The 22,435-nt window shown below is 38.4% G+C and carries 22 protein-coding genes and 1 pseudogene; 4 read left to right on the forward strand and 19 right to left on the reverse strand.

Going from position 1 to position 22,435, the window contains the following annotated elements; genetic code table 11:
* Nucleotides 1-102 precede the first annotated feature (102 nt).
* The 9 genes from MKX96_RS16855 to MKX96_RS16895 form a co-directional block, all read right to left on the reverse strand.
* Entirely contained in the window at nucleotides 103-1,164 is a 1,062-nt protein-coding gene (locus tag MKX96_RS16855; protein ID WP_340885570.1) for a hypothetical protein, read from the reverse strand.
* A 76-nt stretch (nucleotides 1,165-1,240) separates the two neighbouring features.
* The gene (locus MKX96_RS16860; RefSeq protein WP_340885572.1) at nucleotides 1,241-1,888 is read right to left on the reverse strand and encodes a YczE/YyaS/YitT family protein; all 648 of its coding nucleotides are present in this window, start codon (nucleotides 1,886-1,888) and stop codon (nucleotides 1,241-1,243) included.
* Nucleotides 1,889-1,991: 103 nt separating this feature from the next.
* Nucleotides 1,992-2,483, reverse strand: coding sequence for a Cys-tRNA(Pro) deacylase (ybaK, locus tag MKX96_RS16865; RefSeq protein WP_340885575.1), 492 nt, complete (start codon nucleotides 2,481-2,483; stop codon nucleotides 1,992-1,994).
* 10 nt (nucleotides 2,484-2,493) lie between these two features.
* Nucleotides 2,494-3,156: a hypothetical protein gene (locus MKX96_RS16870; RefSeq protein WP_340885578.1), complete on the reverse strand. Its 663-nt coding sequence runs from the start codon at nucleotides 3,154-3,156 to the stop codon at nucleotides 2,494-2,496.
* Nucleotides 3,157-3,371: 215 nt separating this feature from the next.
* Complete coding sequence (locus MKX96_RS16875; protein ID WP_169360873.1) at nucleotides 3,372-3,698, reverse strand: four-helix bundle copper-binding protein; 327 nt, start codon at nucleotides 3,696-3,698, stop codon at nucleotides 3,372-3,374.
* A 76-nt stretch (nucleotides 3,699-3,774) separates the two neighbouring features.
* Entirely contained in the window at nucleotides 3,775-4,323 is a 549-nt protein-coding gene (locus MKX96_RS16880) for a YdhK family protein (RefSeq protein WP_340885581.1), read from the reverse strand.
* A gap of 95 nt (nucleotides 4,324-4,418) precedes the next feature.
* Nucleotides 4,419-6,836 (reverse strand): heavy metal translocating P-type ATPase, encoded by a 2,418-nt coding sequence (locus MKX96_RS16885; RefSeq protein WP_340885583.1) that lies wholly within the window; start codon nucleotides 6,834-6,836, stop codon nucleotides 4,419-4,421.
* 77 nt (nucleotides 6,837-6,913) lie between these two features.
* Nucleotides 6,914-7,123, reverse strand: a complete 210-nt coding sequence (gene copZ, locus MKX96_RS16890) for a copper chaperone CopZ (protein ID WP_340885586.1) — start codon at nucleotides 7,121-7,123, stop codon at nucleotides 6,914-6,916.
* Between the two features lie 11 nt (nucleotides 7,124-7,134).
* Nucleotides 7,135-7,464: a metal-sensing transcriptional repressor gene (locus MKX96_RS16895; RefSeq protein ID WP_340885589.1), complete on the reverse strand. Its 330-nt coding sequence runs from the start codon at nucleotides 7,462-7,464 to the stop codon at nucleotides 7,135-7,137.
* Nucleotides 7,465-7,618: 154 nt separating this feature from the next.
* Here MKX96_RS16895 and MKX96_RS16900 point away from each other — a divergent pair, with 154 nt between their 5' ends.
* Nucleotides 7,619-7,774 (forward strand): hypothetical protein, encoded by a 156-nt coding sequence (locus MKX96_RS16900; RefSeq protein ID WP_298473712.1) that lies wholly within the window; start codon nucleotides 7,619-7,621, stop codon nucleotides 7,772-7,774.
* A 95-nt stretch (nucleotides 7,775-7,869) separates the two neighbouring features.
* Here the strand turns inward: MKX96_RS16900 and MKX96_RS16905 are convergent, their stop codons facing one another.
* From MKX96_RS16905 to MKX96_RS16935, 7 genes are all read right to left on the reverse strand, one after another.
* Nucleotides 7,870-10,059, reverse strand: a complete 2,190-nt coding sequence (locus tag MKX96_RS16905) for a DNA topoisomerase III (RefSeq protein ID WP_340885594.1) — start codon at nucleotides 10,057-10,059, stop codon at nucleotides 7,870-7,872.
* A gap of 292 nt (nucleotides 10,060-10,351) precedes the next feature.
* On the reverse strand, nucleotides 10,352-10,792 hold the full coding sequence (locus MKX96_RS16910; RefSeq protein ID WP_340885596.1) for an NUDIX hydrolase: 441 nt from the start codon (nucleotides 10,790-10,792) through the stop codon (nucleotides 10,352-10,354).
* 82 nt (nucleotides 10,793-10,874) lie between these two features.
* Nucleotides 10,875-11,876: an SPFH domain-containing protein gene (locus tag MKX96_RS16915; RefSeq protein ID WP_340885598.1), complete on the reverse strand. Its 1,002-nt coding sequence runs from the start codon at nucleotides 11,874-11,876 to the stop codon at nucleotides 10,875-10,877.
* A gap of 37 nt (nucleotides 11,877-11,913) precedes the next feature.
* Nucleotides 11,914-12,690: a TPM domain-containing protein gene (locus tag MKX96_RS16920; protein ID WP_340885600.1), complete on the reverse strand. Its 777-nt coding sequence runs from the start codon at nucleotides 12,688-12,690 to the stop codon at nucleotides 11,914-11,916.
* Nucleotides 12,684-13,712: a TFIIB-type zinc ribbon-containing protein gene (locus MKX96_RS16925; protein ID WP_340885602.1), complete on the reverse strand. Its 1,029-nt coding sequence runs from the start codon at nucleotides 13,710-13,712 to the stop codon at nucleotides 12,684-12,686. The genes MKX96_RS16920 and MKX96_RS16925 overlap by 7 nt, the downstream gene beginning before the upstream one ends.
* Nucleotides 13,713-13,789: 77 nt before the next feature.
* Entirely contained in the window at nucleotides 13,790-14,509 is a 720-nt protein-coding gene (locus MKX96_RS16930) for a PspA/IM30 family protein (protein WP_340885604.1), read from the reverse strand.
* Nucleotides 14,510-14,743: 234 nt separating this feature from the next.
* A complete protein-coding gene (locus MKX96_RS16935; protein ID WP_340885607.1) occupies nucleotides 14,744-15,502 on the reverse strand; it encodes an SDR family oxidoreductase in 759 nt (252 codons plus the stop codon).
* Between the two features lie 154 nt (nucleotides 15,503-15,656).
* Here MKX96_RS16935 and MKX96_RS16940 point away from each other — a divergent pair, with 154 nt between their 5' ends.
* Both MKX96_RS16940 and MKX96_RS16945 read left to right on the forward strand, forming a co-directional pair.
* Complete coding sequence (locus MKX96_RS16940) at nucleotides 15,657-16,247, forward strand: TetR/AcrR family transcriptional regulator (RefSeq protein ID WP_340885610.1); 591 nt, start codon at nucleotides 15,657-15,659, stop codon at nucleotides 16,245-16,247.
* Nucleotides 16,248-16,511: 264 nt separating this feature from the next.
* Complete coding sequence (locus tag MKX96_RS16945) at nucleotides 16,512-17,972, forward strand: IS1182 family transposase (RefSeq protein ID WP_340881957.1); 1,461 nt, start codon at nucleotides 16,512-16,514, stop codon at nucleotides 17,970-17,972.
* Nucleotides 17,973-18,104: 132 nt separating this feature from the next.
* Here MKX96_RS16945 and MKX96_RS16950 read toward each other — a convergent pair.
* A pseudogene (locus MKX96_RS16950) lies at nucleotides 18,105-19,403 on the reverse strand (arsenic transporter).
* 262 nt (nucleotides 19,404-19,665) lie between these two features.
* Here MKX96_RS16950 and MKX96_RS16955 point away from each other — a divergent pair.
* Nucleotides 19,666-20,502 (forward strand): phosphotransferase, encoded by an 837-nt coding sequence (locus tag MKX96_RS16955; protein WP_298473691.1) that lies wholly within the window; start codon nucleotides 19,666-19,668, stop codon nucleotides 20,500-20,502.
* A gap of 53 nt (nucleotides 20,503-20,555) precedes the next feature.
* Here the strand turns inward: MKX96_RS16955 and MKX96_RS16960 are convergent, their stop codons facing one another.
* Nucleotides 20,556-21,863: a DUF4179 domain-containing protein gene (locus MKX96_RS16960; RefSeq protein ID WP_298473689.1), complete on the reverse strand. Its 1,308-nt coding sequence runs from the start codon at nucleotides 21,861-21,863 to the stop codon at nucleotides 20,556-20,558.
* Complete coding sequence (locus MKX96_RS16965) at nucleotides 21,856-22,374, reverse strand: sigma-70 family RNA polymerase sigma factor (RefSeq protein ID WP_340885615.1); 519 nt, start codon at nucleotides 22,372-22,374, stop codon at nucleotides 21,856-21,858. Before MKX96_RS16965 ends, MKX96_RS16960 begins: the two co-directional genes overlap by 8 nt.
* Nucleotides 22,375-22,435: the final 61 nt, after the last annotated feature.

A 22,435-nucleotide genomic window follows, 5' to 3' on the forward strand; every position in this document is an offset into this window, starting at 1 on the left:
TTCCACTTTATTTTACCATTGTTGTAGAAGAAAGACTAAGATATGTCCCTTTGAAAAATCCGAGTTCCCCGTAAATAAAGAAAAGCGAGTAGGAAACCCTACTCACTCAACTGTTTCTAGCATTCTATTGTGAATCTCTCTCCATTTTTCCTCATCTATTGCAGAATCGTAAAGTGATTTAATAAGCTTCGCCTCTGCAAAATAGGTACTGATGTAATCTGTAGCAAGCTCCATTTCACCTGTATAAGTCTCTCGAATTTTCGTCAATTCTTCTTCATCCCATTTTGTTTGGTCAATATATGGGAAGAAATCAACAATGTCATCACCCTCGCGTTCTGGATCGTAGACATGAGGACTTGTTGCATCGACAATGCTCAACTGAAGCTCTGGAACCACAACCCCGTCAATACTATTAGCATCGAGTCCGCACCAAATGTATTGAACATCTAGTCCGTGCGATTTCGCTTCTTCTCCAAACTTTTTCATAAAGGAGGACTTTCCGCTCCCGGGCAGTCCCTTTATATACAAGCGGGTTTTTAAATTTTTGGAAATGGAAGCAAACGTATCCTTTGCTCCTAAAGGTGTAAGTGAACCCATTAAACGATGAGTCAGCTTAGGTTTTTTTTGGAGCTTTACGAATCCTATATGCTTCTTTTGAAGGTCCTCTAATAAAGAATTAATGCCCTTCCAATCCATCCCCGGCTGGATGAGTTGCTCCCAATCATCATGGATGAGCTTAGCTCTTGACAGTGCTTGCAAGCCCTTCGCTAGCCAAGCCTCTCCCTCAAGGTGCTTATCGCGGACAACTAGTCCCACATCACGAAGTCTGTCCGGTTGATAGGCGTCATAGTAAGTTACCCATTCATGACCAGCCCCATAGAAGAAGGGATCAATGGTATTTGTTTGAAGGTAAAGTGTTTTTGTATCCACAATATAAACAGCCTCTACTGCGTCCTCATCTAGCGGATCTAAAAACCATTCCATATCATTGCCTCTCCGTATCGCCGCGTATCCAATTTCCTTCAACGTATCTGAGAGTCTAGAGCTTGCTGGCCCTTTAAAAAAATATACCTTTTTTGCTTCTTGAATGATCTCCTTATAGAAGTTTTTAACACCTTGTCCTGTATAAGATTTGCCCATAAAGTGCGTAATTGTTCCGTTCAAATAGTCATCCTTTCTATGGTTCATTCAATAGATAATGTATGCTACGGTAATTTAAAATATGAAAAAGCGCTGAGAATCATATATGCTTCTCAGCGCTTTTGTTCATGAAGGGTAGTGTATAGCCACTTATCTTTTGTAAATATTTTTGTGAGGCAGGTAATGTGTAATGCACGAGCTGGCCAAGACCAAACGCAATAAGGATAGTCCCAATTCCCACCGGTCCACCAAGCATCCAACCGGCAATAGCTACGATAACTTCAATGCCTGTCCGCACCTTCTTTAAGCTCCAGCCTGTCTTGTCCATTATAAAAAGCATTAAAGAATCGCGTGGTCCAGCGCCAAGATTCGGTGATACATAAATCCCGATCCCGATGCTCATAACTATTACCCCTAATATAAATATCACTGCCTGACCCAAGAATTCTGTCGGATTAGGCAAAAGCCAATTAAACATATCGATGAATGATCCTACAAACAAGATATTAAGCCATGTACCTAATGCAGGAATTTTTTTAGTGCTGATCATTGTAATTAAAACGATTATAATGCCTGTCAAAATAGCCCATGTGCCAATGGATAACCCTAGATGATTAAACAGACCAACGTGTAAAACATCCCAAGGACCTATACCAAACAAGTATCCTTTAATAGTCATCGAAATTCCTAATGACATAATCGTTATGCCCACTATAAAAAAGGCCCAACGCAAAACAAGTTCCTTCATAATTTAGTCCTACTTTCCTTTAACGAAAAAACCATTCTCAACTAAACAGTTGGAATGGAATCATTTCTAACTATATCTATTATAATCGCTTGAAGGAAGAATGCTAGTCCATTTTAGAATTGGTAATTAAAGCCGTTTTGCCATTCGTCATGTGAAGTAAGTCAGCTAGTGTCAGCTTCACCTGAAGCCCTATCCTGCCTCCACTAACAATAATATAGTCATTATTTTCTGCGCTACTGGCCACAATGGTTGGAAATAACTTTTTCATTCCGATTGGAGAGCAGCCTCCTCGTATGTATCCAGTCGTTGGGAGGAGATCCTTTAGATGTAGCAACTCCACCTTTTTCTCTCCAACCTCCTTTGCCACTCTTTTGAGATTTAACTCCTGGTCCACAGGGATAATGCAGACATAATATTTGTTTGGTCCAGCTGTCACAAGTAGTGTTTTATACACGACAAAAACGGGGTAGCCTATTTTATTTGCTACAGTTACCCCATCCACTTGATCGCCAGTCAGCTCATACTCAATTAATTCAAATGGTATTTTTTGCTGCTCCAGCATGCGGACAGCATTGGTTTTTTGTTTTTTAGCCATTCTATTACTCCTATGCTATCTGGAAAAAGCTCGGTTGTTGATCAGAAAAGCCATACATTTTTAAGTGAACCTGATAAGAATATTTGGCAATTGCCTGCTCCTTTAATCGCTTTGCTTGTAGATTTTGCAAATCATCCTCCAAAACCTTTGGTGTTTGAAAATCTACCTGCATAGAGCGATTAAACACTTCAGACTCTATATCCTTTTGTCGTTGAACCTCTATCTTGATTTGTCTATTCGCCATTTCATTTAACGTAAGCTGAGCTTGCTCTTGTCTAATTTTCGAGGTTGCACTTGCAGCGACCAATAAATGCTGTGGCGTTGCAGGTGTTTCTGCAAAAGCTTGACTGCGAACCTTTTCCAATAGTTCTATTGTCTTTTCAGGTGTCGGTCCTCCTATGCTTTGTATGGGAATACCCGGACCCTTTATATCCATTATAGCTTGCTTTTCCATTTGCTGAAATTCACGAATAGCAGCAGAAAGCTCTGGTGTTTCTTTCTCTTTTTCTTTATTCCCCAGTAAAAGATCTTCTAAATCATTTAAAGAGGGAGTTTTTGGCAGGAAATACTCTGCATGCCTTCTATATGCCTGGCCTGCATCTTTACTTTGTACTGCCTTTATACTAGACATAAAGTTAGACATCCCATTGCCAGTTGCTTTAACTAAGCTCATCCCTAATCACCATCCCTTCCATACCTTATTGTTCTTTAAAGTTTAACTAATTTGTCAAAATAATTAAATAACCTTTAGTCATAAGTTGATATGAGGCATAATAATCAATTAAAAATTTATGTATTTTCCTATCAATTAGTATAAAATACCTAATTTTACTAAATAAAATAAGACAGCTATAAAAAGAAATAGCTGTCTGTTAATTTTTCCTTTTTTTACGCGACCATCTGACGACAAATTTCAGCACATTTACGACAAGATTCTGCACATTTCTGACAGTGTTCATGATCGTGTTTGGCACACTCTTCACCACATGCATCACAAATTTGAGCACAAAGCTTACAAATTTCCTGCACAAACGGGCTATTTCTTGTCATAGCCTGGACTGCATATGCACAAATATCTGCACATTCACGATCTAAACGTATGCAACCTGCCATCATTTTTACATGATCTTCCTTGAGACAAGCGTCATAACAATGATTGCAAGCCTCTAGGCATTCTAAACACGCCTTTATACATTCTTCATACTTCGTATTCATCATAAGTCCTCCTCTTGTTTAAATATCTGTTACTATTTTTCCCTAACAGTTAGGATTTAAACAAGAGAACTTTCGGTCATTTAGCTTCTGATAATTCATCCTCTGTAACCCATTTATGATTCTTAACCTCAGTCCCATCGGTAGTCGAAACGTAATCAATCATGTAAACTGTCGTGTCCTCAGACGATTCAATGATAGCTTCTGCTCCGTCCATTCCCTCCATGTGTTTAGCATTCAGCATCACATTAGAGCCAACTATTCCCTTGCCATCCGTAGCTTCTAATTCCTCATGTATTACCCATTTATGGTTCTCTACTTTTTCCCCATCCGTTGTAGACTCGTAAGTAACCGCATATACAGTTGTATCGAAGGCACCAACAATAGTAGCCTCTGCACCGTTCATGCCTTCCATATGATCTGCTTCGATTATGGCCTTGCTTCCTACTTCAAATTTAGGGTTCTCCGCCTCAGCCAAGCCCTCCGGAATTACTCCACCGTCGTCCATATGATTCATATGAGCATGCTCCTGCTCTGTATTCGTGTCTTTTGCAGTTTCTTTACTATCATCACCACAGCCTGCCAGTAAAATTAACGAGCATAACCCTGTTATAGCTATTTTCTTCATCTATCTCTCTCCTCTTCATGCATAGTTTACATTTAATCGTATTTTTCTTATGTAAAGAAAACGACCGCCACTCAGCAGCCGTTTTCCTTATTACTCTATTTATCCAATTTAACTCGTTGTAAACGTAAAGCGTTCAAAACTACCGAAACAGAACTAAATGCCATGGCAGCTCCAGCAACCCATGGTGCGAGCAAACCAACTGCTGCAATTGGGATACCTAATACATTATAAGCAAATGCCCAGAAAAGATTTTGCTTTATATTTCTCATTGTTTTGCGACTCATTATAATAGCATCCGCAATACTGTTTAAATCTCCGCGAATTAATGTAATATCAGCTGTCTCCATGGCTACATCTGTTCCTGTGCCAATCGCCATTCCTATATCGGCAACTGCTAACGCTGGTGCATCATTGATGCCGTCTCCAACCATCGCTACTTTTTTCCCAAAGGATTGCAGGTTTTTAATTTCCTCAGCCTTACCTTCAGGAAGCACCTCCGCTATAACATGGTCAATTCCAGCTTGTTTTCCTATTGCCGCAGCTGTTAGCTGATTATCCCCTGTGATCATCATGACCTCAATGTTCATATCCTTCAATCGTTGAATTGCCTGAATGGAAGATTCCTTAATGGTATCAGCAACAGCTATCATACCAGCGTACTTCCCATTTATACTTGCTAGCATAGCTGTCTTTCCTTGTGCCTCTAGTTCTTCCATTTGATTAAGAATGGCCGCTATTTGGACATTGTTTTGATTCATTAATTTTTTAGTTCCAACCAGTACTTCCTGCTCATTGATCACTGCTTTTACACCGAAACCAGGAATTGCCTCGAAGGATGTGACTTGCTGCAGCGTTATCTCACGTCCTTTTATGCCATCTACAATCGCCTCTGCCAGAGGATGTTCAGACTGTTTTTCAGCAGCCCCGATATATGAAAGAAAGTCGAGTTCTTTTATTCCCTCTGCCACCATTACATCTGTTAGCTTCGGCTTCCCATAAGTGACTGTGCCGGTTTTATCTACAACCACCGTGTCAATATGGTGTGTCGTTTCTAAATGTTCGCCACCCTTAAACAATATTCCAAACTCTGCAGCACGACCAGAGCCAGCCATTATCGAAGTTGGTGTTGCAAGGCCTAACGCACATGGACAAGCTATGACGAGTACCGCTATTAACGCTTCCAGTGCTGGCGTAATCTCTCCGGGATCGACGAGGAAGAACCAAATGAGAAATGTAACAATTGCAATTCCTACTACAATCGGAACGAAAATCCCCGAGATTTTATCTGCCAAACGCTGAATAGGAGCTTTTGAGCCTTGAGCGTCCTCTACTACTTTAATAATTTGGGCAAGCGCGGTGTCTCTCCCGATTTTTGTTGCCTGCATTTGAATGGATCCGTTTTTATTGATAGTTGACCCAAACAATGAAGCTCCAGGTACTTTATCAACAGGTATACTCTCTCCGGTTAGCATGGATTCATCAACTGCACTATTTCCATCTACTACTATTCCATCGACCGGAATTTTTTCCCCTGGCTTCACAAGGATCGTGTCACCTACTAGCACTTCCTCTATGGGAATCATTAACTCAGTACCTTCTCTTAGAACCAATGCTGTTTTCGCTTGAAGACCCATTAATTTTTTGATGGCCTCTGATGAACGTCCCTTCGCCTTCGCTTCGAATAATTTCCCTAATAAAATAAGCGTAATAAGAACCGCACTTGTTTCAAAGTAAAGCTGAGCGGAATGGTGTTCACCGACCGTTATAATAGCTTGATAAACACTATAAAAATAAGCCGCTGATGTCCCTAACACGACAAGGACATCCATATTAGCACTACCATTTTTCAGCGCTTTGTAAGCACTAATATAAAACTGTCCTCCAATGATAAATTGAACTGGTGTTGCTAGTGCCATTTGCACCCACGGGTTCATCAAAAATTCAGGTACATATAGAAACGTTGTAAAAGAAAAATGACCGACCATCGTCCATAGAAGTGGCAAGGAAAATATCGCTGCAATAATAAACTTTGTCTTTTGCTTCTTGATTGCTTCCTCTCGGTAGTCAACCGTCTCTTTATCCTCAGATTTTATAATTGCCCCATACCCTAGCTTTTCTACCTTTTCGATAATGTCATTTACCGTAAGATCGGAAGGGTTAAATTCTACAGTTGCTCGTTCCAGCGCCAGGTTCACATTGGCAGAGCTTACACCTTCTAATCTATTTAAACCTTTTTCAATACGGGCTGAGCATGCTGCACAAGTCATGCCGGTAATAGCAAATTCTTTTTTCTCTTTCACCACACCATAACCAAGTGCCTCAATTTTTTTCTCAAAGTCTTCCTCTGTCACTTTCTCCGGGTCATATTTAATGACAGATTTCTCTAGTGCCAAATTAACATTAGCTTCTTCTACACCGTCCATTTTGTTAATAACCTTTTCAATTCTCGCAGAGCATGCTGCACAGGTCATCCCTGTTATCTTATAGCTGGTCTGCTTTATGTTATTATCCATTTCATTACCTCTCCTCACATACGACTAGGGGGTATATTCAGATTAAATAAAGAGAGTGCTAATTAGCACTCTTTCTATTATTGAACATCGTAACCTTGCTCATCGATTGCATCTTTAATTTTAGCTAGAGTAACTTTATCTTCTTCATAGGAAACATCTACTTTGCCCGATTCCAAATACACTTTTACTTGCTCTACGCCATCAAGATTACCTAAACTCGTTTCTACTGACTTAACGCAATGTCCACATGACATACCTTTAACTTCTAAAGTAACTTGATTTAACATTTCCATTCCTCCTATTTTCTCATTAGTTTTTGAATCGTCACAAGTAATTCATCTAATACTTCTTCATCGCCTTCTGCTAGCCTTTCAGCTACGCAACCTTTTAAATGCCCTTGCAAAAGAACTTTAGCGACACTATTTAAAGCCGACTGAGTTGCCGATAGCTGAGTGATAATATCATCACAATAGATATCCTTCTCAACCATTCCTTTAATACCCCGGATTTGGCCTTCCACCCGATTCAGTCTATTGGTTAAATCTTTTTTTACATGCTCAGGATGGTGACTTTTCCTACAGGACAAATCAGTTGGTAATATTGTATTTTCCTCTATTACATTGTCCAAGTAACCAACCTCCTATTCTTATTTACATTATATGATACCCTTTAGGGGTATGCAAATGAAATGATTTGAAATTTTCGAGAATAATAAATTGAAGTCGGATGAATAAAATGAAATAGAATAGTTCATGCTTCTAAAAAAGAAAAAGGAGAACAAAATGATAAACTTAAACGATTTTTATGTAGACATCCTTAATGACCTAGTAAGACAATTTAATGAACTCATACCTGAAAATGCACCTTATTCCTACTCCTCACAAGATGTTATTGAATTACTTATCATTCGTGAACATGTAAATAGTGAACTGAAATAACTAGACCTTGAAGAAGGTCTTTTTTGTGTTTTAATGAGCATTTTCTATGTACCAAAAATGAGCTGGTCAAATATGACACAACTCATCTTTTATAATTATTTATCGAATTTTATACCTTTCAATAAATCCGCAAATGCATTATTAATCGGTTCTTCTTCTTTATTTTGCTTTTTCAAGTACTGCTGCACTGATTTTTTATCTACTTTACCGCCGCCTTCTTTTTTACGACGAGCCTCAAAAGCAGATAGCTTCTCACGGTGACCACATTTACACACGAAGATTTGACCATCGCCTTCCCCGCGAAGCTCTAACTTTTTCTTACATTGCGGGCAACGAGCGTTAGTAACGCGTGCCACATTTTTACGATGACCACATTCCCGATCTTGGCACACAAGCATCTTACCTTTTTTGCCGTTCACTTCAAGCATAGGTTTTCCACAGTCAGGACAAGTTTTAGTGGATATATTGTCGTGCTTATATTTTTTATTACTGCCCTTAATATCAGAAACGATTTCCTTCGTATAGTTCTTCATTTCGGCTATGAATACTTCTTTTTTCAATTTCCCTTTAGCGATTGCCTCCAGCTTTTGCTCCCACTCACCAGTTAACGTCGGAGACTTTAACTCTTCAGGTACTAGGTCAAGCAGCTGACGGCCTTTTGAGGTAATATGAATATCTTTCCCACGCTTCTCAATTAAAAATGAGTTGAATAGCTTATCGATGATATCCGCACGAGTTGCAACTGTCCCTAATCCACCCGTCGATTTTAACGTGTCCGCGAGCTGTTTATCTTGCGTTTCCATATATTTTGTAGGGTTTTCCATTGCAGTTAGTAACGTAGCTTCATTGAAACGTGCAGGTGGTTTTGTTTGACCAGACGTTTGAGCTATTAACTTAACATTTAAAGAATCTCCCTTTTCGATGCGTGGTAAAATCTGTTCCTTTAAATCCTCCGTTGACTCATCTTCCATATGGTTTTGATAAACTTCTTTCCAACCACTCACTAAAATCGTTTTTCCTCTAGCAACAAAGTTCTCGTCACCAATTTTCGCACGCAACGTTAATTGTTCGTACTCAAATGCAGGGAACATCACCGCTAGGAAACGTTTTACAACTAAATCATAAATTTTACGTTCCTTATCATTGAAGGCAGAGAAGTTTACATAACCTTCCGTTGGTATAATTGCATGGTGATCCGATACCTTGCTGTCGTCTACAAATGATTTAGAGGCCTTTATAGGCTTGCTTAAGATTTTATTTGCTAATGGTCGATATTCACCCACCGCGCAGGCTTTCAAACGTTCTGGGAGAGTGCTCACAATATCGGATGAGATAAAACGCGAATCTGTACGTGGATAAGTTAATACCTTGTGTTGCTCATACAGCTTTTGCATAATATTCAACGTATCTTTTGCAGAGTAGCCAAAGATTTTATTGGCATCACGTTGCAGCTCAGTTAAATCATACAGACCAGGAGCGAATGACTTCTTCAGCTTTTTCTCAATTTCTGTTACGGTAGCGTTACCTTTACCAAGCTTTTTCACGATCGCGTCCACTTTTTCTTTTTCAAAGCTACGACCATTTCCTTTTGCATCCTGCCAAGTAAGCTTTAAATTATCTACTGTTTGTGCTTCAATTCCATAGTAGGTTTGAGCTTTAAAATGTTTGATCTCATCCTCCCGCTTTGCAATAATCGCCACTACTGGAGTCTGAACTCTTCCACAATTAAGCTGTGCATTGAATTTGGTAGATAGTGCACGGCTGGCATTAAGCCCAATGTACCAATCTGCCTCAGAACGGGCTACTGCAGAAGCATAAAGGTTTTCATAGGCTTTACCTGGTTTTAAGTTTGCAAAGCCATCCTTGATTGCTTTATCTGTTACAGATGAAATCCAAAGACGTTTAACTGGCTTATTTACCTTTGCTTTAGCGATAATCCAGCGTGCAACTAGCTCACCTTCTCGTCCAGCGTCGGTAGCAATAATAATTTCATTAATATCACCACGTGTAAGCTGCGATTTAACTGCATTATATTGTTTGCCGGATTGTTTAATCACAGTCAGTTTAAGGCTTTCTGGTAACATCGGCAAATCTTCTAAATTCCATGTTTTATATTTAACATCATAGCTTTCTGGGTCCGCTAATGTTACTAGGTGCCCTAGAGCCCAAGTCACTACATAATCTTTACCCTCTATATAGCCATTTCCTTTTTTATCACATTTAAGTACTCTTGCAATATCTCTTGCCACAGATGGTTTTTCTGCTAATACTAAGCGTTTTGCCATTCCAAACATCCTTTCGTAAATCCCTATGAATAATATAGCATAGGTTTTCATTAGATTCAGTTAGCAGCGCTAGATATGAACACACTTTACTCTTACGTTACTTGGTTTTATCACCGTTCGTAGCAGTTTTATCACCGCTTAGCGAGACTTATCACCGTTCGCGCAGTTTTATCACCGCTCATCGAGATTTATCACCGGTATCATATCGTGATCGACGTTTGTCTAATTCATTTTGGGTCCCTTAGAAATGGATGGAAGAAAATCTACTATAATCCCCATTATTTATATATTTTCAGTATTTGTGAGTTACCTTACCTCTATTAAAATATGGTACCGTAGACTGTTTAATCAATAACCCTTCTAACTCCTTAGGTATATGTATAATCTTTTCAGCTGAAGCAACGTCCATCCATACAATTTCCTCAATCTCGTCTGGACGGGAAAGAGTAATCTCTCCTCCTATAAGTTTCCCTTTAAAGGTGATAAAAAGTGTATGGTGTTTTATATCTTCAAAAAACGCTTCATTTACAGAAATAATCCCATCAATCTCTATGTCTAGTCCTGTCTCCTCTTTAGCCTCTCTAATTGCTGCTTCCTTTAGAGTTTCTCCTTTTTCTACTCTTCCTCCTGGCAGCGTATAGTAAGAGCCATGGTCTCCTGTGTTTTTTACCATTAAAACCTGCTTACCACTTTCATTAAAAAGAAGTACATAAACCACCTTTACATTTTCCACGAGTTTCTCCCCAATCCCTATATTATAACTAATCCACAATAAAGGGATAATCTACCCTACACAGGTTGATTATCCCTTTTGATTAAACTAGCTTTTGTCCACAGTTCGGACAGAAGTTGGCACCTGTTGTTTTTTGTCCACAGTTTGGACAGAAATTTGGAATTTGACCATTGCTTGAGTTTCCACTGCTCGATTGGTTATTTTGTGATGAAGACTGACTTTGACCTTGGCTAGGGTTACTTTGGTTCATGTTTTTCATCATTTCATTTGCCATGTTCATACCCATCATCATTCCTGCCATATCTGAAGCTGCGCCTGATCCAGAAAGCTTTCCAGAGGCCATTGCATCTGTAACAGAAACCTGCTGATATTTAGAGAGATCTCCAATCATGCCATGAGAAGCATTTTTGGTAATGATATCTTGAATCTCCTTAGGATAATTGAAGCTCATAATATGGAAGCCAGTGATTTTCATCCCCATATCCATGATTTGCATGTCTAAATCGTCTTTAATACCGCTAGCTATATCTGAGGCATTAGCTTGAAGGTTGAACATATCCTTGCCTTCTTTGCTAATCCATTTCATTAATAGCTGATCTAAAACAGAGGTAATACGAATTTTAATATCCTCTACTAGATAGCTTGTGCGAACGCCAGCAATCTTGTCGATCAGAGCCATGTAGTCATTTACTTTAAAGTTGAATGTTCCGTTAGCTCGAATCGGCATTCCTCCTGGCATCTGAGGCGTTGGAATATTAATTGGATTCTGTGTTCCCCATTTTACAGTAAATTCCTTCGTATTGACGAAAAGAACCTCCACGCGCATCCCACTGTTAAATCCAAATCTAAATCCTTTTAACGTAGAAAGAAACGGTATGATTTGAGACTCAATATCATATTCGCCGTCGTCCTCAAAGACTCCTTCGATGCGTCCTCCATTGAAAAATACAGCGTCCTGTCCAGGTCGAATGATTAGCTTACTACCTTTCTTAATCTCTTCATTGCTCCACTTCCAAAAAATCATATCTTCTCTGAATTCTCGCCATTCCACCACATCTGAAAATTGATTTCTAAAAAAAGACATATCCTCATTCCTTTCATGACTAAGTAAGCTTTAACCGTTAAAATTTGCCGCTGCTTCCGCTAAATGATCTACCACCACTTGTAACTCCGCCACCACTGCTTCCTCCACCATTATTATTGTTCGTAGGCTTCTTTACTTTGGAAACTGTTTGATTGACGAAAACATCACGCTTACTGTTTATTCTTGAATTATTTTCTTCAAAGTAGGTTCTACTATTTACTGTTACCCTACCTCCCGAGTTAAATGCCATCATACCAACAATTATACCGCCAAGAGATAGAGAAGCTCCAAGCTGGAACCACCATTTGAAAAGGATACTTTCAGGATTTACCCCAGGATTATATTCCATATATTTATCCGCAGTAAGGATAAAATCACTAAATGCATCGTAATAGCTTCCTGCAGCTAACGCAGGCGTAATTTTATCTCTGAGCAGGTCCATTCTTTGATCATCAAGGTATTTTTTAGCTTTATCGAAGCCCCTTAATACAACATCTCTGTTGACCATATCTATTCCTACTATGGCAGCACTGCCATTGTGTTTACCATAGCCAATTCCTGTACGATCTGCAAAGTCTTCTACGTAAGTATCTAAACCCTTATCATCTGCTCCATCAGTAGTAAGAAATACAAAATCTGTTTCGTTTTTCTCGCTATATTCGGATGACAGTTTCTCCAGTGCTTCCACTTCACTCGCAGACAACACACCTGCCTCATCAAAAACGCGTTGCTTTGTGTCGGCTGCCTCAGTTAGTCCTATAGGAAGCAATAATAGGAATAGTGCAATGAATAAAATAGAATACTTTTTCACCATAGAACACCACCAACTGCAAAGGAAATACCCTTCAGTATAATAAAGGACGCGGCAGCTATACCACTAAACCAGCCAGCAACCTTGCCCATACTAAGTGGTGGCTTTCCTACTACTTTTCCTGTCTGGCCATTCATAGCAAAAATATGCTCTTTATTGCCAAAATCATAATAAACCATCCAAACTGGTAAAAGGACATAGTGTGCCGTTTTCTTATTTGTATTAATTTGTTTATTTTTATATTGAACAGAGGAGTAACCAGCGACTGTAGAACTAATATAATTGTCTATGTAGGGCTGTACCTTCGTTTTAACTCTAGAGAATAGTTCCTGGTCTGTATAGTTGTATTTCTCCGCTATATAGCCTGCTAAATAAGGAGTTTTAAAATCCTTTAAATTACTGTAGTCATACGGCTCCAGCTTATCCATTAGCTCATCGTCCAGCTTTTCGGATGCATCCACAGGCACCTTTACATACCTAAGATCTAAATCTCGATATACATCATAGAACTTAGTTTCTGTATAAATATAGTCTCCTCTTGTATAGGTTCTCACCTTTGTACCAACTGCATCGACTTTTGCCTTTGTATCTAAATCATACAGCCAAAAGGGCACATAGATTCCAGTGATCCCTTTTACTCTATCCGCAGTCATAAATCCAGCTGGTGTTAGCCGACCGTTCTTACACCATTTACGAAATGCTTCCATCGCCTGTTCCTTATTAATGGTAAAGGGAATAACCTTAGCAGGAGCAAGATCACCGGACAATCTGTCCCCTAATACTACAGCCGCTCCACAAAAACTGCAGCTAGTGGCTGTTGTATCTGCCTCCGTGATGATGACAGCTCCACAGTTATTGCAATTGTATTGCTTCGCTTCGTCCTCCTCAAATGTCGTCGTAATATACTCATCTGAGAAGTCCTCTATGTTATCCTTTCTACCACAGCTGTTACAGGACAACATACCTGAAGTGCTGTCAAATTCCATATCGGATCCACAGTTTGGACATTTATAATGGATAACCATCTTTTCGCTCCTCGCCTTTTCGTACTGTTTTTTAAATAGGCTGTAGCGTATGCCACAGCCTATTGATTGTGTCTACTCTATTCTTCTTTCGTTTGTAGCTGTTCCTTTAAAGCTGCCAGCTCATCATCTACGTTTAATTGAGCCTTCAGTGCAGAAAGTTCGTTTTCCACATTTGAATCTGTATTGTATTTAGAAGCAAGATCCTCAATGTTTTCACCTGTGCCTTTGTTTAGTTCAGCCATTGCATTTGCTTCATCTAGCTCTTGGTTTATTCTAGCTTCCATTTTATCAAATGCAGACATGGAACGAGTTGCCCCTCCCACGGAAGTCGCAAATTCGTTAACCCTCTTCTGAGTCTTGGCTACAGAAGCTTTTCCTTTAAGAATGGATCTTCTAGATTCCAGTTCACCAATATCATCTACTAGCTTATCGTGCATTTGTCTCATTTGGACCGTATTCGCGGAGGCTAATTCTTTTGCCGTTTTTAAATCGGTTTCCTTCGCCGTGTATTCTGCCTTTTTACTTAGGAATTTCCTTGCATCCTCTTCATTACCAGCTTCTAATGCCTTTATTGCATACTTTTGCATATTTGCTATATCTTTTTGACACTCCTCTAGCTCGCGTGTCGCACGTTTTTCAGCAGCCATAATTGTTGCTGTTTCGGATTTTACTTTACCAAGATCTCTATTTAGGTCGCGTAAGTATTGGTCAATCATTTTTTCTGGATCCTCTGCCTTATCCAATAAAGCATTGATGTTACTCGACATAATGTCACGGAATCTTCTTAATATTTCCATTACACACTCTCCCTTATTAGTTATATATTATAGTTTAACAATTGGATATAACTCCTACAACTGTAAGGGATTTCTGTTCTTATCGCCATTTTAAATTGGAGCTATTTTAAGCTGCCTTACCTATGAGTTATATCTTTTATACGAGAACATGCAGCCAAAGGTTTCATCCTATATACAAATACAAAAAACCACTGAAGTTAAAAGTAACCTCAGTGGTCGAGAATGTTTTACCTGTTAGTAAGTAGTCCAACCGCCATCAGCTGTTACTACTACACCGTTGATGAAGCTAGCATCTTCAGAGCCTAAGAAAATAGCAAGCTTCGCAATTTCTTCCGGTTGTCCAGCACGTGGGTTTAATGGCATGCCTAGCTGTTGTTTTCCAGCTCCGTATGGGCTCACGTTGTTCATAGTGGAAGAGATATTTGTTATTACTGCACCTGGTGCAATTCCGTTACAACGGATTCCTTTGTCAGCAAACATGAATGCTGTGTTTTTCGTTAAGCCAACAACTGCATGCTTAGAAGCTGTATACGCTGCCCCAGCACGTCCTCCATAAAGACCACCAGCAGAAATGTTGTTTACAATTACACCGCTTCCTTGTTTTAAGAAAAGGTCAGTTGCAATACGCATTGTTTTCATCGTTGCTGTAGTATTTACCGCAAATACCATATCCCAGCGTGCATCTGAAATTTCATTTACTGGCTCCATGCCATCCATAATTCCAGCGTTATTTACTAAAATGTCTAACTTGCCATACGTTTTAACCGTTTCGTCAAACAGACGAGCAAGATCATCATCTTTTGTTACATTTGTATCGATAGCAAATGCAGTCCCACCATTAGCAGTGATTGCTTCTGCAACCGCTTTCGCTCCCTCTAAATTCATATCAGATACGACAACTTTTGCGCCTTCTGCTGCATAGCCTTCTGCGATTGCTTTACCCATACCTGATGCTGCTCCAGTTACGATAGCTACTTTGTCTTGTAATTTCATTAAATTTTGCCTCCTTCAAGGATATTTTATTGTACACCTGTTCATTTAAAATTATACTTGAGTTAGCAATTTCCTACAAACAACACAAAACTAAATATTGTGCATTATAGAACAACTTTTAAAATATTGTTCAATATCTTTTGGAGGAAAATAAATGAAAACAGATTTACGTGTTATAAAAACTCAGGAAAGTTTAAGGAATGCCCTACTAGCACTTTTAAAAATAAAACCGTTAGAGTCTATCAACATTTCCGAGCTATGTCGTTTAGCTAAAATTAATAGAGGTACCTTCTATCTTCACTATCAAAATGTGCATGGTGTATTTGAAAGTTACTTCGAGGAAATTATTGATGATTTAAGAAAATCTTACGAGGAACCTTACTATCAAACTGATTTTAATATCCAAAATTTAAAATCAGATATGATCATTATCTTTCATCATGTGAAAAGGTATGAAGGATTTTACCAAATCATTTTTGATGAAGCCAATCCAGTTAAATACTATTACAAGTTATTTCACGCGATCCGAAAAATGATGAAGGAAATGACGATGAATTCCTTCGACTACCTTCCAGACGAACAAATGGAGTATTTTGTTAGTTACCAGGCCAACGCCATTATGGGCATTTTAGTGGAATGGCATAGCAACCATTTCTCTACCCCTCCTGATGAGCTAAACGAGTATCTCTATTCTTTTTCCAATATACTCAATTGGTTTCCGAATGACCAAGGGAACTCAAACTAAATCATGTATGACTAGGAGTTGGGAAAACATCTTTAAGTGGTGATAAATCTTTCTGAACGGTGATAAATTCTGGTCAACGGTGATAAACCTCGTAACACTCCATATAAAAAAAACGTCTGAGCCATAAACGAGGGCACTGAAAAAGTCAATGAAATTACTAAAGCGATTGCGTGAACAGATTTCTGTTCACGCAATCGCTTTTTCTTTATCTTACATCCTCTTATCATAGTATAATGAGTAAAACTAACTAGAGGTGACGCAGCCATGATTTCCAAACAAGAAACACTAAATTTGAGCCCTTATATAGCTTTGTATGATTTAGTTATCCCAAAAGATAATATGCTTCGCCAAATCAACGAGCTCGTCGATTTTTCATTTATCTTAGACGAATTAAAATCAAAATATTGTTTGGATAATGGTAGAAATGCGATTCCACCTATTCGTATGTTCAAATATTTACTGTTGAAAGCCATACATGACCTATCAGATGCCGATCTCGTAGAGCGTTCAAAATTCGATATGTCGTTTAAATATTTTCTAGATATGTCACCAGAAGAAGAGGTCATTGATTCCAGTTCTCTTACAAAATTTCGCCGCCTTCGTCTCCAAGACATGAATCTATTAGATTTACTCATTGGAAAGACGGTTGAAATTGCGTTGGAAAAAGGGCTTATCACCAGTAAAACCGTTATTGTCGATGCAACTCACACAAAAGCTCGTTATAATCAAAAATCACCAAAAGAGTTTTTACAAGAAAAATCAAAAAATGTGCGTAAAACGGTTTACCAACTCGAGGAAGAAATGGTCGGAAAGTTTCCTAAAAAGCCAACTTCAAATGAAGTGACGGAGGAATTGGATTATTGCCGCCGAGTTGTGGAAGTCGTCGAAACACAATCAAAAGTAGCACAAATCCCTGCTGTGAAAGAAAAATTAAATGTCTTAAAAGAAGTCATCGATGATTACGATACACAGTTGGGTCATTCAAAAGATCCTGATGCGCGTGTCGGACATAAATCGGCAGACTCGGCTTTCTTTGGATTCAAAACGCATATCGCGATGAGTGATGAACGAATTATCACAGCCGCGATTGTAACAACTGGTGAAAAAAGTGATGGTCAATATCTTCAAGAATTAGTAGAGAAAAGTAAAGGGACAGGGATGGACATCGAGACGATCATTGGAGACACGGCTTATTCAGGCAAAGATAATTTACAATACGCCAAATCGGAAGAACTTCAATTAATTTCAAAATTAAATCCCGTTATCACAAATGGTAACGGTCAAAGAAAAATTGCATTTGATTTTAATAAAGATGCCGGTATGTTTGTGTGCCCAGTCGGGCACATGGCGATTCGAAAAGCACGGACTGGAAAGAAAAATGAAAATCAAAATCAAAAAATCACCTTTTATTTTGACATCGAAAAATGTAAAGTTTGTCCAATGCGTGAAGGCTGCTATACAGAAGGTGCGAAAAGTAAAACGTATAGCATCTCATTGAAATCAAATGAACATGAAGAACAAGAGGCCTTCCAAGAAACTGAGGCCTTCAAAGAACTAGCCAAAAAACGCTATAAAATTGAGGCGAAAAATAGTGAGATTAAAAATCCGCACGGCTATAAAACGGCAAAATCAGCGGGTTTATTTGGCATGGAAATACAAGGTGCCACAACGATATTCGCTGTCAACCTGAAACGGATCATGAAACTACTAAATGAAAAAGAGTAAGAAATAGACAATGAAATAAGGCACTTTCCGTTCGAATTGAACAGAAAGTGCCTTGTTTTTGGTTGAAAAACCAATTAGATTTTAAAACTCGTTAGTTTTTCAGTGCCCTCGCCATAAACTCAGACGTTTTTTTTATAAAATAATTAGTAGCCAAATATAGAGACCTACCAGCGTTATAAAAAGGGTTGGTACAGTAAGAATGATTCCTACTTTAAAGTATGTGCCCCAGGAAACTTTTACTCCTTTTCTTGAAAGCACATGCAGCCATATTAATGTGGCAAGCGACCCAATCGGAGTAATTTTCGGTCCAAGATCGGAGCCTATAACGTTAGCATAAATTAGAGCCTCACGCATAATTCCAGTTGTGGACGTTTCCGCAATGGCTAACGCATCAATCATGACCGTCGGAAGATTATTCATTACTGAAGAAAGTATAGCAGCTATAAAGCCCATCGATATTGTTCCAACGAAAAGACCCTGGTCTGCTGCCAATTGGATCACATCCGCTAAGATCGAAGTCATCCCGACGTTTTATAGTCCATAAACAACGACGTACATTCCAATTGAAAAGAAAACAATATTCCAAGGTGCTCCCTTAATAATTTTACCGGTTTCAATTGAAGGGCTTCTTCTAGCCATAATTAAGAAGAAAATCGAAATAACTCCCACTACAAAGGAAACAGGTACTCCAATAAATTCGCTAGAGAAGTAGCCTATCAGTAAGATTGCTAATACATACCAGGATAGCTTGAACATTTTCACATCTTTTACTGCTTCTATCGGCTCCTTTAAATCAGCGGTGTCATAATTTTTAGGAATACTTTTTCGGAAGAATAAATAAAGCACGATGATACTAGCTACCAGTGAAAATAAGTTAGGCACAATCATTCTAGATGCATACTCTACAAATCCGATTCCAAAAAAGTCAGCAGATACAATATTGACTAGATTACTTATAACAAATGGGAGCGATGTAGTATCTGCGATAAAACCACTTGCCATGATGAACGGAAAAACCATCTTCTCATTGAAATTTAAGTTGCGCACCATTGCCAATACAATAGGAGTTAAGATTAGGGCTGCTCCGTCATTGGCAAACAAAGCGGAAACTACCGCACCTAAAACAGTTACAAATATAAACATACGGACTCCATTACCTTTTGCAGCTCTCGCTACATGGAGTGCAGACCATTCAAAGAATCCTATTTCATCTAAGATTAAAGAAATGATGATGATTCCTATAAAGGCAAGAGTCGCATTCCATACGATACTTGTCACATCGAGTACATCCTGTAAATCAACTACTCCAACTAGAAGGGCTACTACCGCCCCCCCGCATGCAGACCAGCCGATGGACAAATTTCTAGGCTGTAAAATAACTAATGCGAGAGTGATAATAAAAATGATAATTGCTAATACAGTTGAAACCATAAAAACCCTCCACTACGAACGAATCAAATAATATTACTATAATCGGTTGAGTGGATATAGTAAATAGGTGTTTGCTAAAGTTAAATTAAAATTTAGAGCAAGAATGAGAATGTTTATAAAATATATCTCACTTGTAAATAAGACTCTGCTAAAGGAAAGCTGATTAACCACATTGGATATTTATTTAATTTAAATATAGGGCTATAAACAACTGGGATTTGTATGTGCTTTAGAGAAAGTCATATGGAGGAGGAATATAAAGATGGCAAACCATGAGAACGAAGAAATTCTAACAGGAGGAAACGTCACGAATGTTTATCGTTCGGGAGATAGTGTTCGTAGAGAATTAAAGCCTTATAGCCATAAAATTCACAAGTTATTAAAGCATTTAGAGAACAAAGGTTACAGTTATGCACCAAAGTTTTTAGGAATCGATGAAAAAGGAAGAGAAATATTATCTTTTATAGAAGGTGAAGCTGGCAACTATCCTTTAAAAGAATACATGTGGTCTAATGACGTTTTAGAGGAAATAGCGAAGATGCTCCGACTTTATCACGATTGTGTGAATGACTTTTCAATTGAAGAAGGTTGGAGTTCAATAGATAATACCCCAAAGCCATTTGAAGTAATCTGCCATAATGATTTTGCAATCTACAACATTATATTTAATCGCAAGAGACCAGTAGGCATTATTGATTTTGATGTAGCTGCTCCTGGTCCAAAATTGTGGGATATAGCCTATACTCTTTATACTTGCGTCCCTCTAAGTAGAGTATATCATTCTGAAACAGGTGAAGCTGTTGCTTATAACTCCTTACAGCATGCCAGCCGTATAAAACAAAGAGTTAAATTGTTTTTTGAATCCTACGGTGGAGAGTTAGATGAGGGATATTTGGAGATGGTATTGCTACGGTTAGAAGGTTTGTGTAAAACCATTCAAAGAAAAGCCAATGAAGGTGACATTGCTTTTCAAAAGATGATAGATGAAGGCCATGTTGAGCATTATCAAAACGATATAACATTTATTCGTGAACATGGACATGAGTGGGCTCAAGGAGAGCTTTGGGATGAGTTAAAAATTCCTTTCCAAAATGAATAGACAGAAAAAATGAGCCTGGAACAAATTCTCCAAGCTCATTTGACTATTGTTTTTCATTTTATCTGAATCGATGCGGAGCCCTTTAAATAATTTGGATAAGCATAAAACGGCAGCTTTATTGGGTTGATCATATTCCCTTCTAGCTGAATTTCGGCATATTGGTATTCTTCGTAATGCCAACTTGATTGAGAAGTTATATCTACTATGTCTCCATTAGCGTTCTCTCCCTGTGAGAACAATGAATAAGTATGTTTTTCTTTCATCGGTTTATATCTCAGCTCCAAACCTTCCGATACAATTTTCGTAACTTCTATTTTTTCAAAAGATGGCTGATTTAAAACTTCCTTTTTATCAAAATCAATCAATAGGTAGCTTTCCTCTTTCGGCAGTACCTGCACCTTATCAAACTTTAAATATAGCTCCTTTGGCTCCTTAAAATAGTTACTTTGCAGAAAATAAGTCTTCTCTATATCTTCAACTCCGCCAAAGCCGGTGGCACCATTTCTTATAGAGCTCCATTCTTCTCCTTTTTCATCCTCCAGTCGTAAGTCCTCAAATTGAAGAAATAACATATCGTTGCCTTCGTCAAAGCGCATCGTAAGAGCTACTCGAAGTGGGTAAACTTTTATTTCTTTTATGAAGACTCTCTGCCTATCTATCACTACTTCCTTATTTACCTCATATACTTTACCGCTCATTAAATCATTTTTAATCGTAAATGGAACTTCAAAGTTTGTATTGTTTCCTCCTTCTTCTATATCAAAATTAATTGTAAAATTTTTTGTATCAAATTTCTCTATCTCACTAAAGGTAAAACTAAATTTGTCTACTTTTCGATTATCTTCTTTTTGATTGGGAGAATTGTAACTTATTGAACCGGTTAGTTCTTTATCACCATTAAATAACTTTATATCGGTATATTCTATATTTTCTATCGACCTGGATGCCTCGAGCGTATAAAAAATCTCCGCTCCAGTCTCGTCTATAATTACTCCATCTAACGTGAAAGTAATATGATCCTTCGTCTGACTAATACCAACTGGCTCATAGTATTGGTTTTCGATGATTGCTTCAAGACCTTTATCAAACTCAGGCTGAAGTACATGAACAAATCGTTCTAGTCCTGGGATTGATGCTACTGCACTTGCAAAGGCAGGTGAAACACGTATAGAAGTCACAAATGAAATCATCAGTATTGCTGCCACTGCAAGCGCCCAAATCGTTTGTTTCTGTTTACGCTTTTTTGCCTTTGCTTTTCGCAGACCATCTAGAATGGCATTATCTATTGATTCATCAGGGATAGTAATCTCCTCTAACCGTTTCTTCGATTTGTTTATCATCTCTTCCTCTCGCTCATACATGATCGGTCCCTCCTTTCTCCGTCAGAAAATCCCTTAATGATTTAAGTGCTTTATGGAGCCTCGATTTTACAGTACCTTCAGGTATACTTTCTATTTCAGCAATTTCTTTAATCTTAGAGTCTTGATAGTATTTCATATAAATGAGCTGCTGTTCCTTCTCTGACAAGGTCGAGATTGCTTCCTCTATGTCTAAGTAGGAGCTATTCTCGTCATACCTTTGCTCCTGAAGAAAATCGCTAGACAGGAATCGTTTGTTTTTCTTTAACTGTGTTTGGCAGTAATTAATCATGATTCGGACCAGCCAGGTTTTTATATAGTTTGGTTCCTTTACGGTATGTATTTTTTGATAGGCTCGAAACGTGACTTCCTGCATTGCCTCTATCGCATCATGCTCGTTTTTTAAAAAAGCATATGCTGTACGATAAAGAGCAGCCTTATGCATCTGCATTAATTGCAAAAAAGCCTGCTCATCTCTTTGTATCGCTTTCTTTGCAATTTCTAACTCCTCCACATGGACACCCCTTTTTAGCTTTCTTCTATACATTAGACACACGAACACAGAAAAAGTTCAT

This window comes from Psychrobacillus sp. FSL W7-1493, assembly GCF_038004905.1.
GTDB lineage: Bacteria > Bacillota > Bacilli > Bacillales_A > Planococcaceae > Psychrobacillus.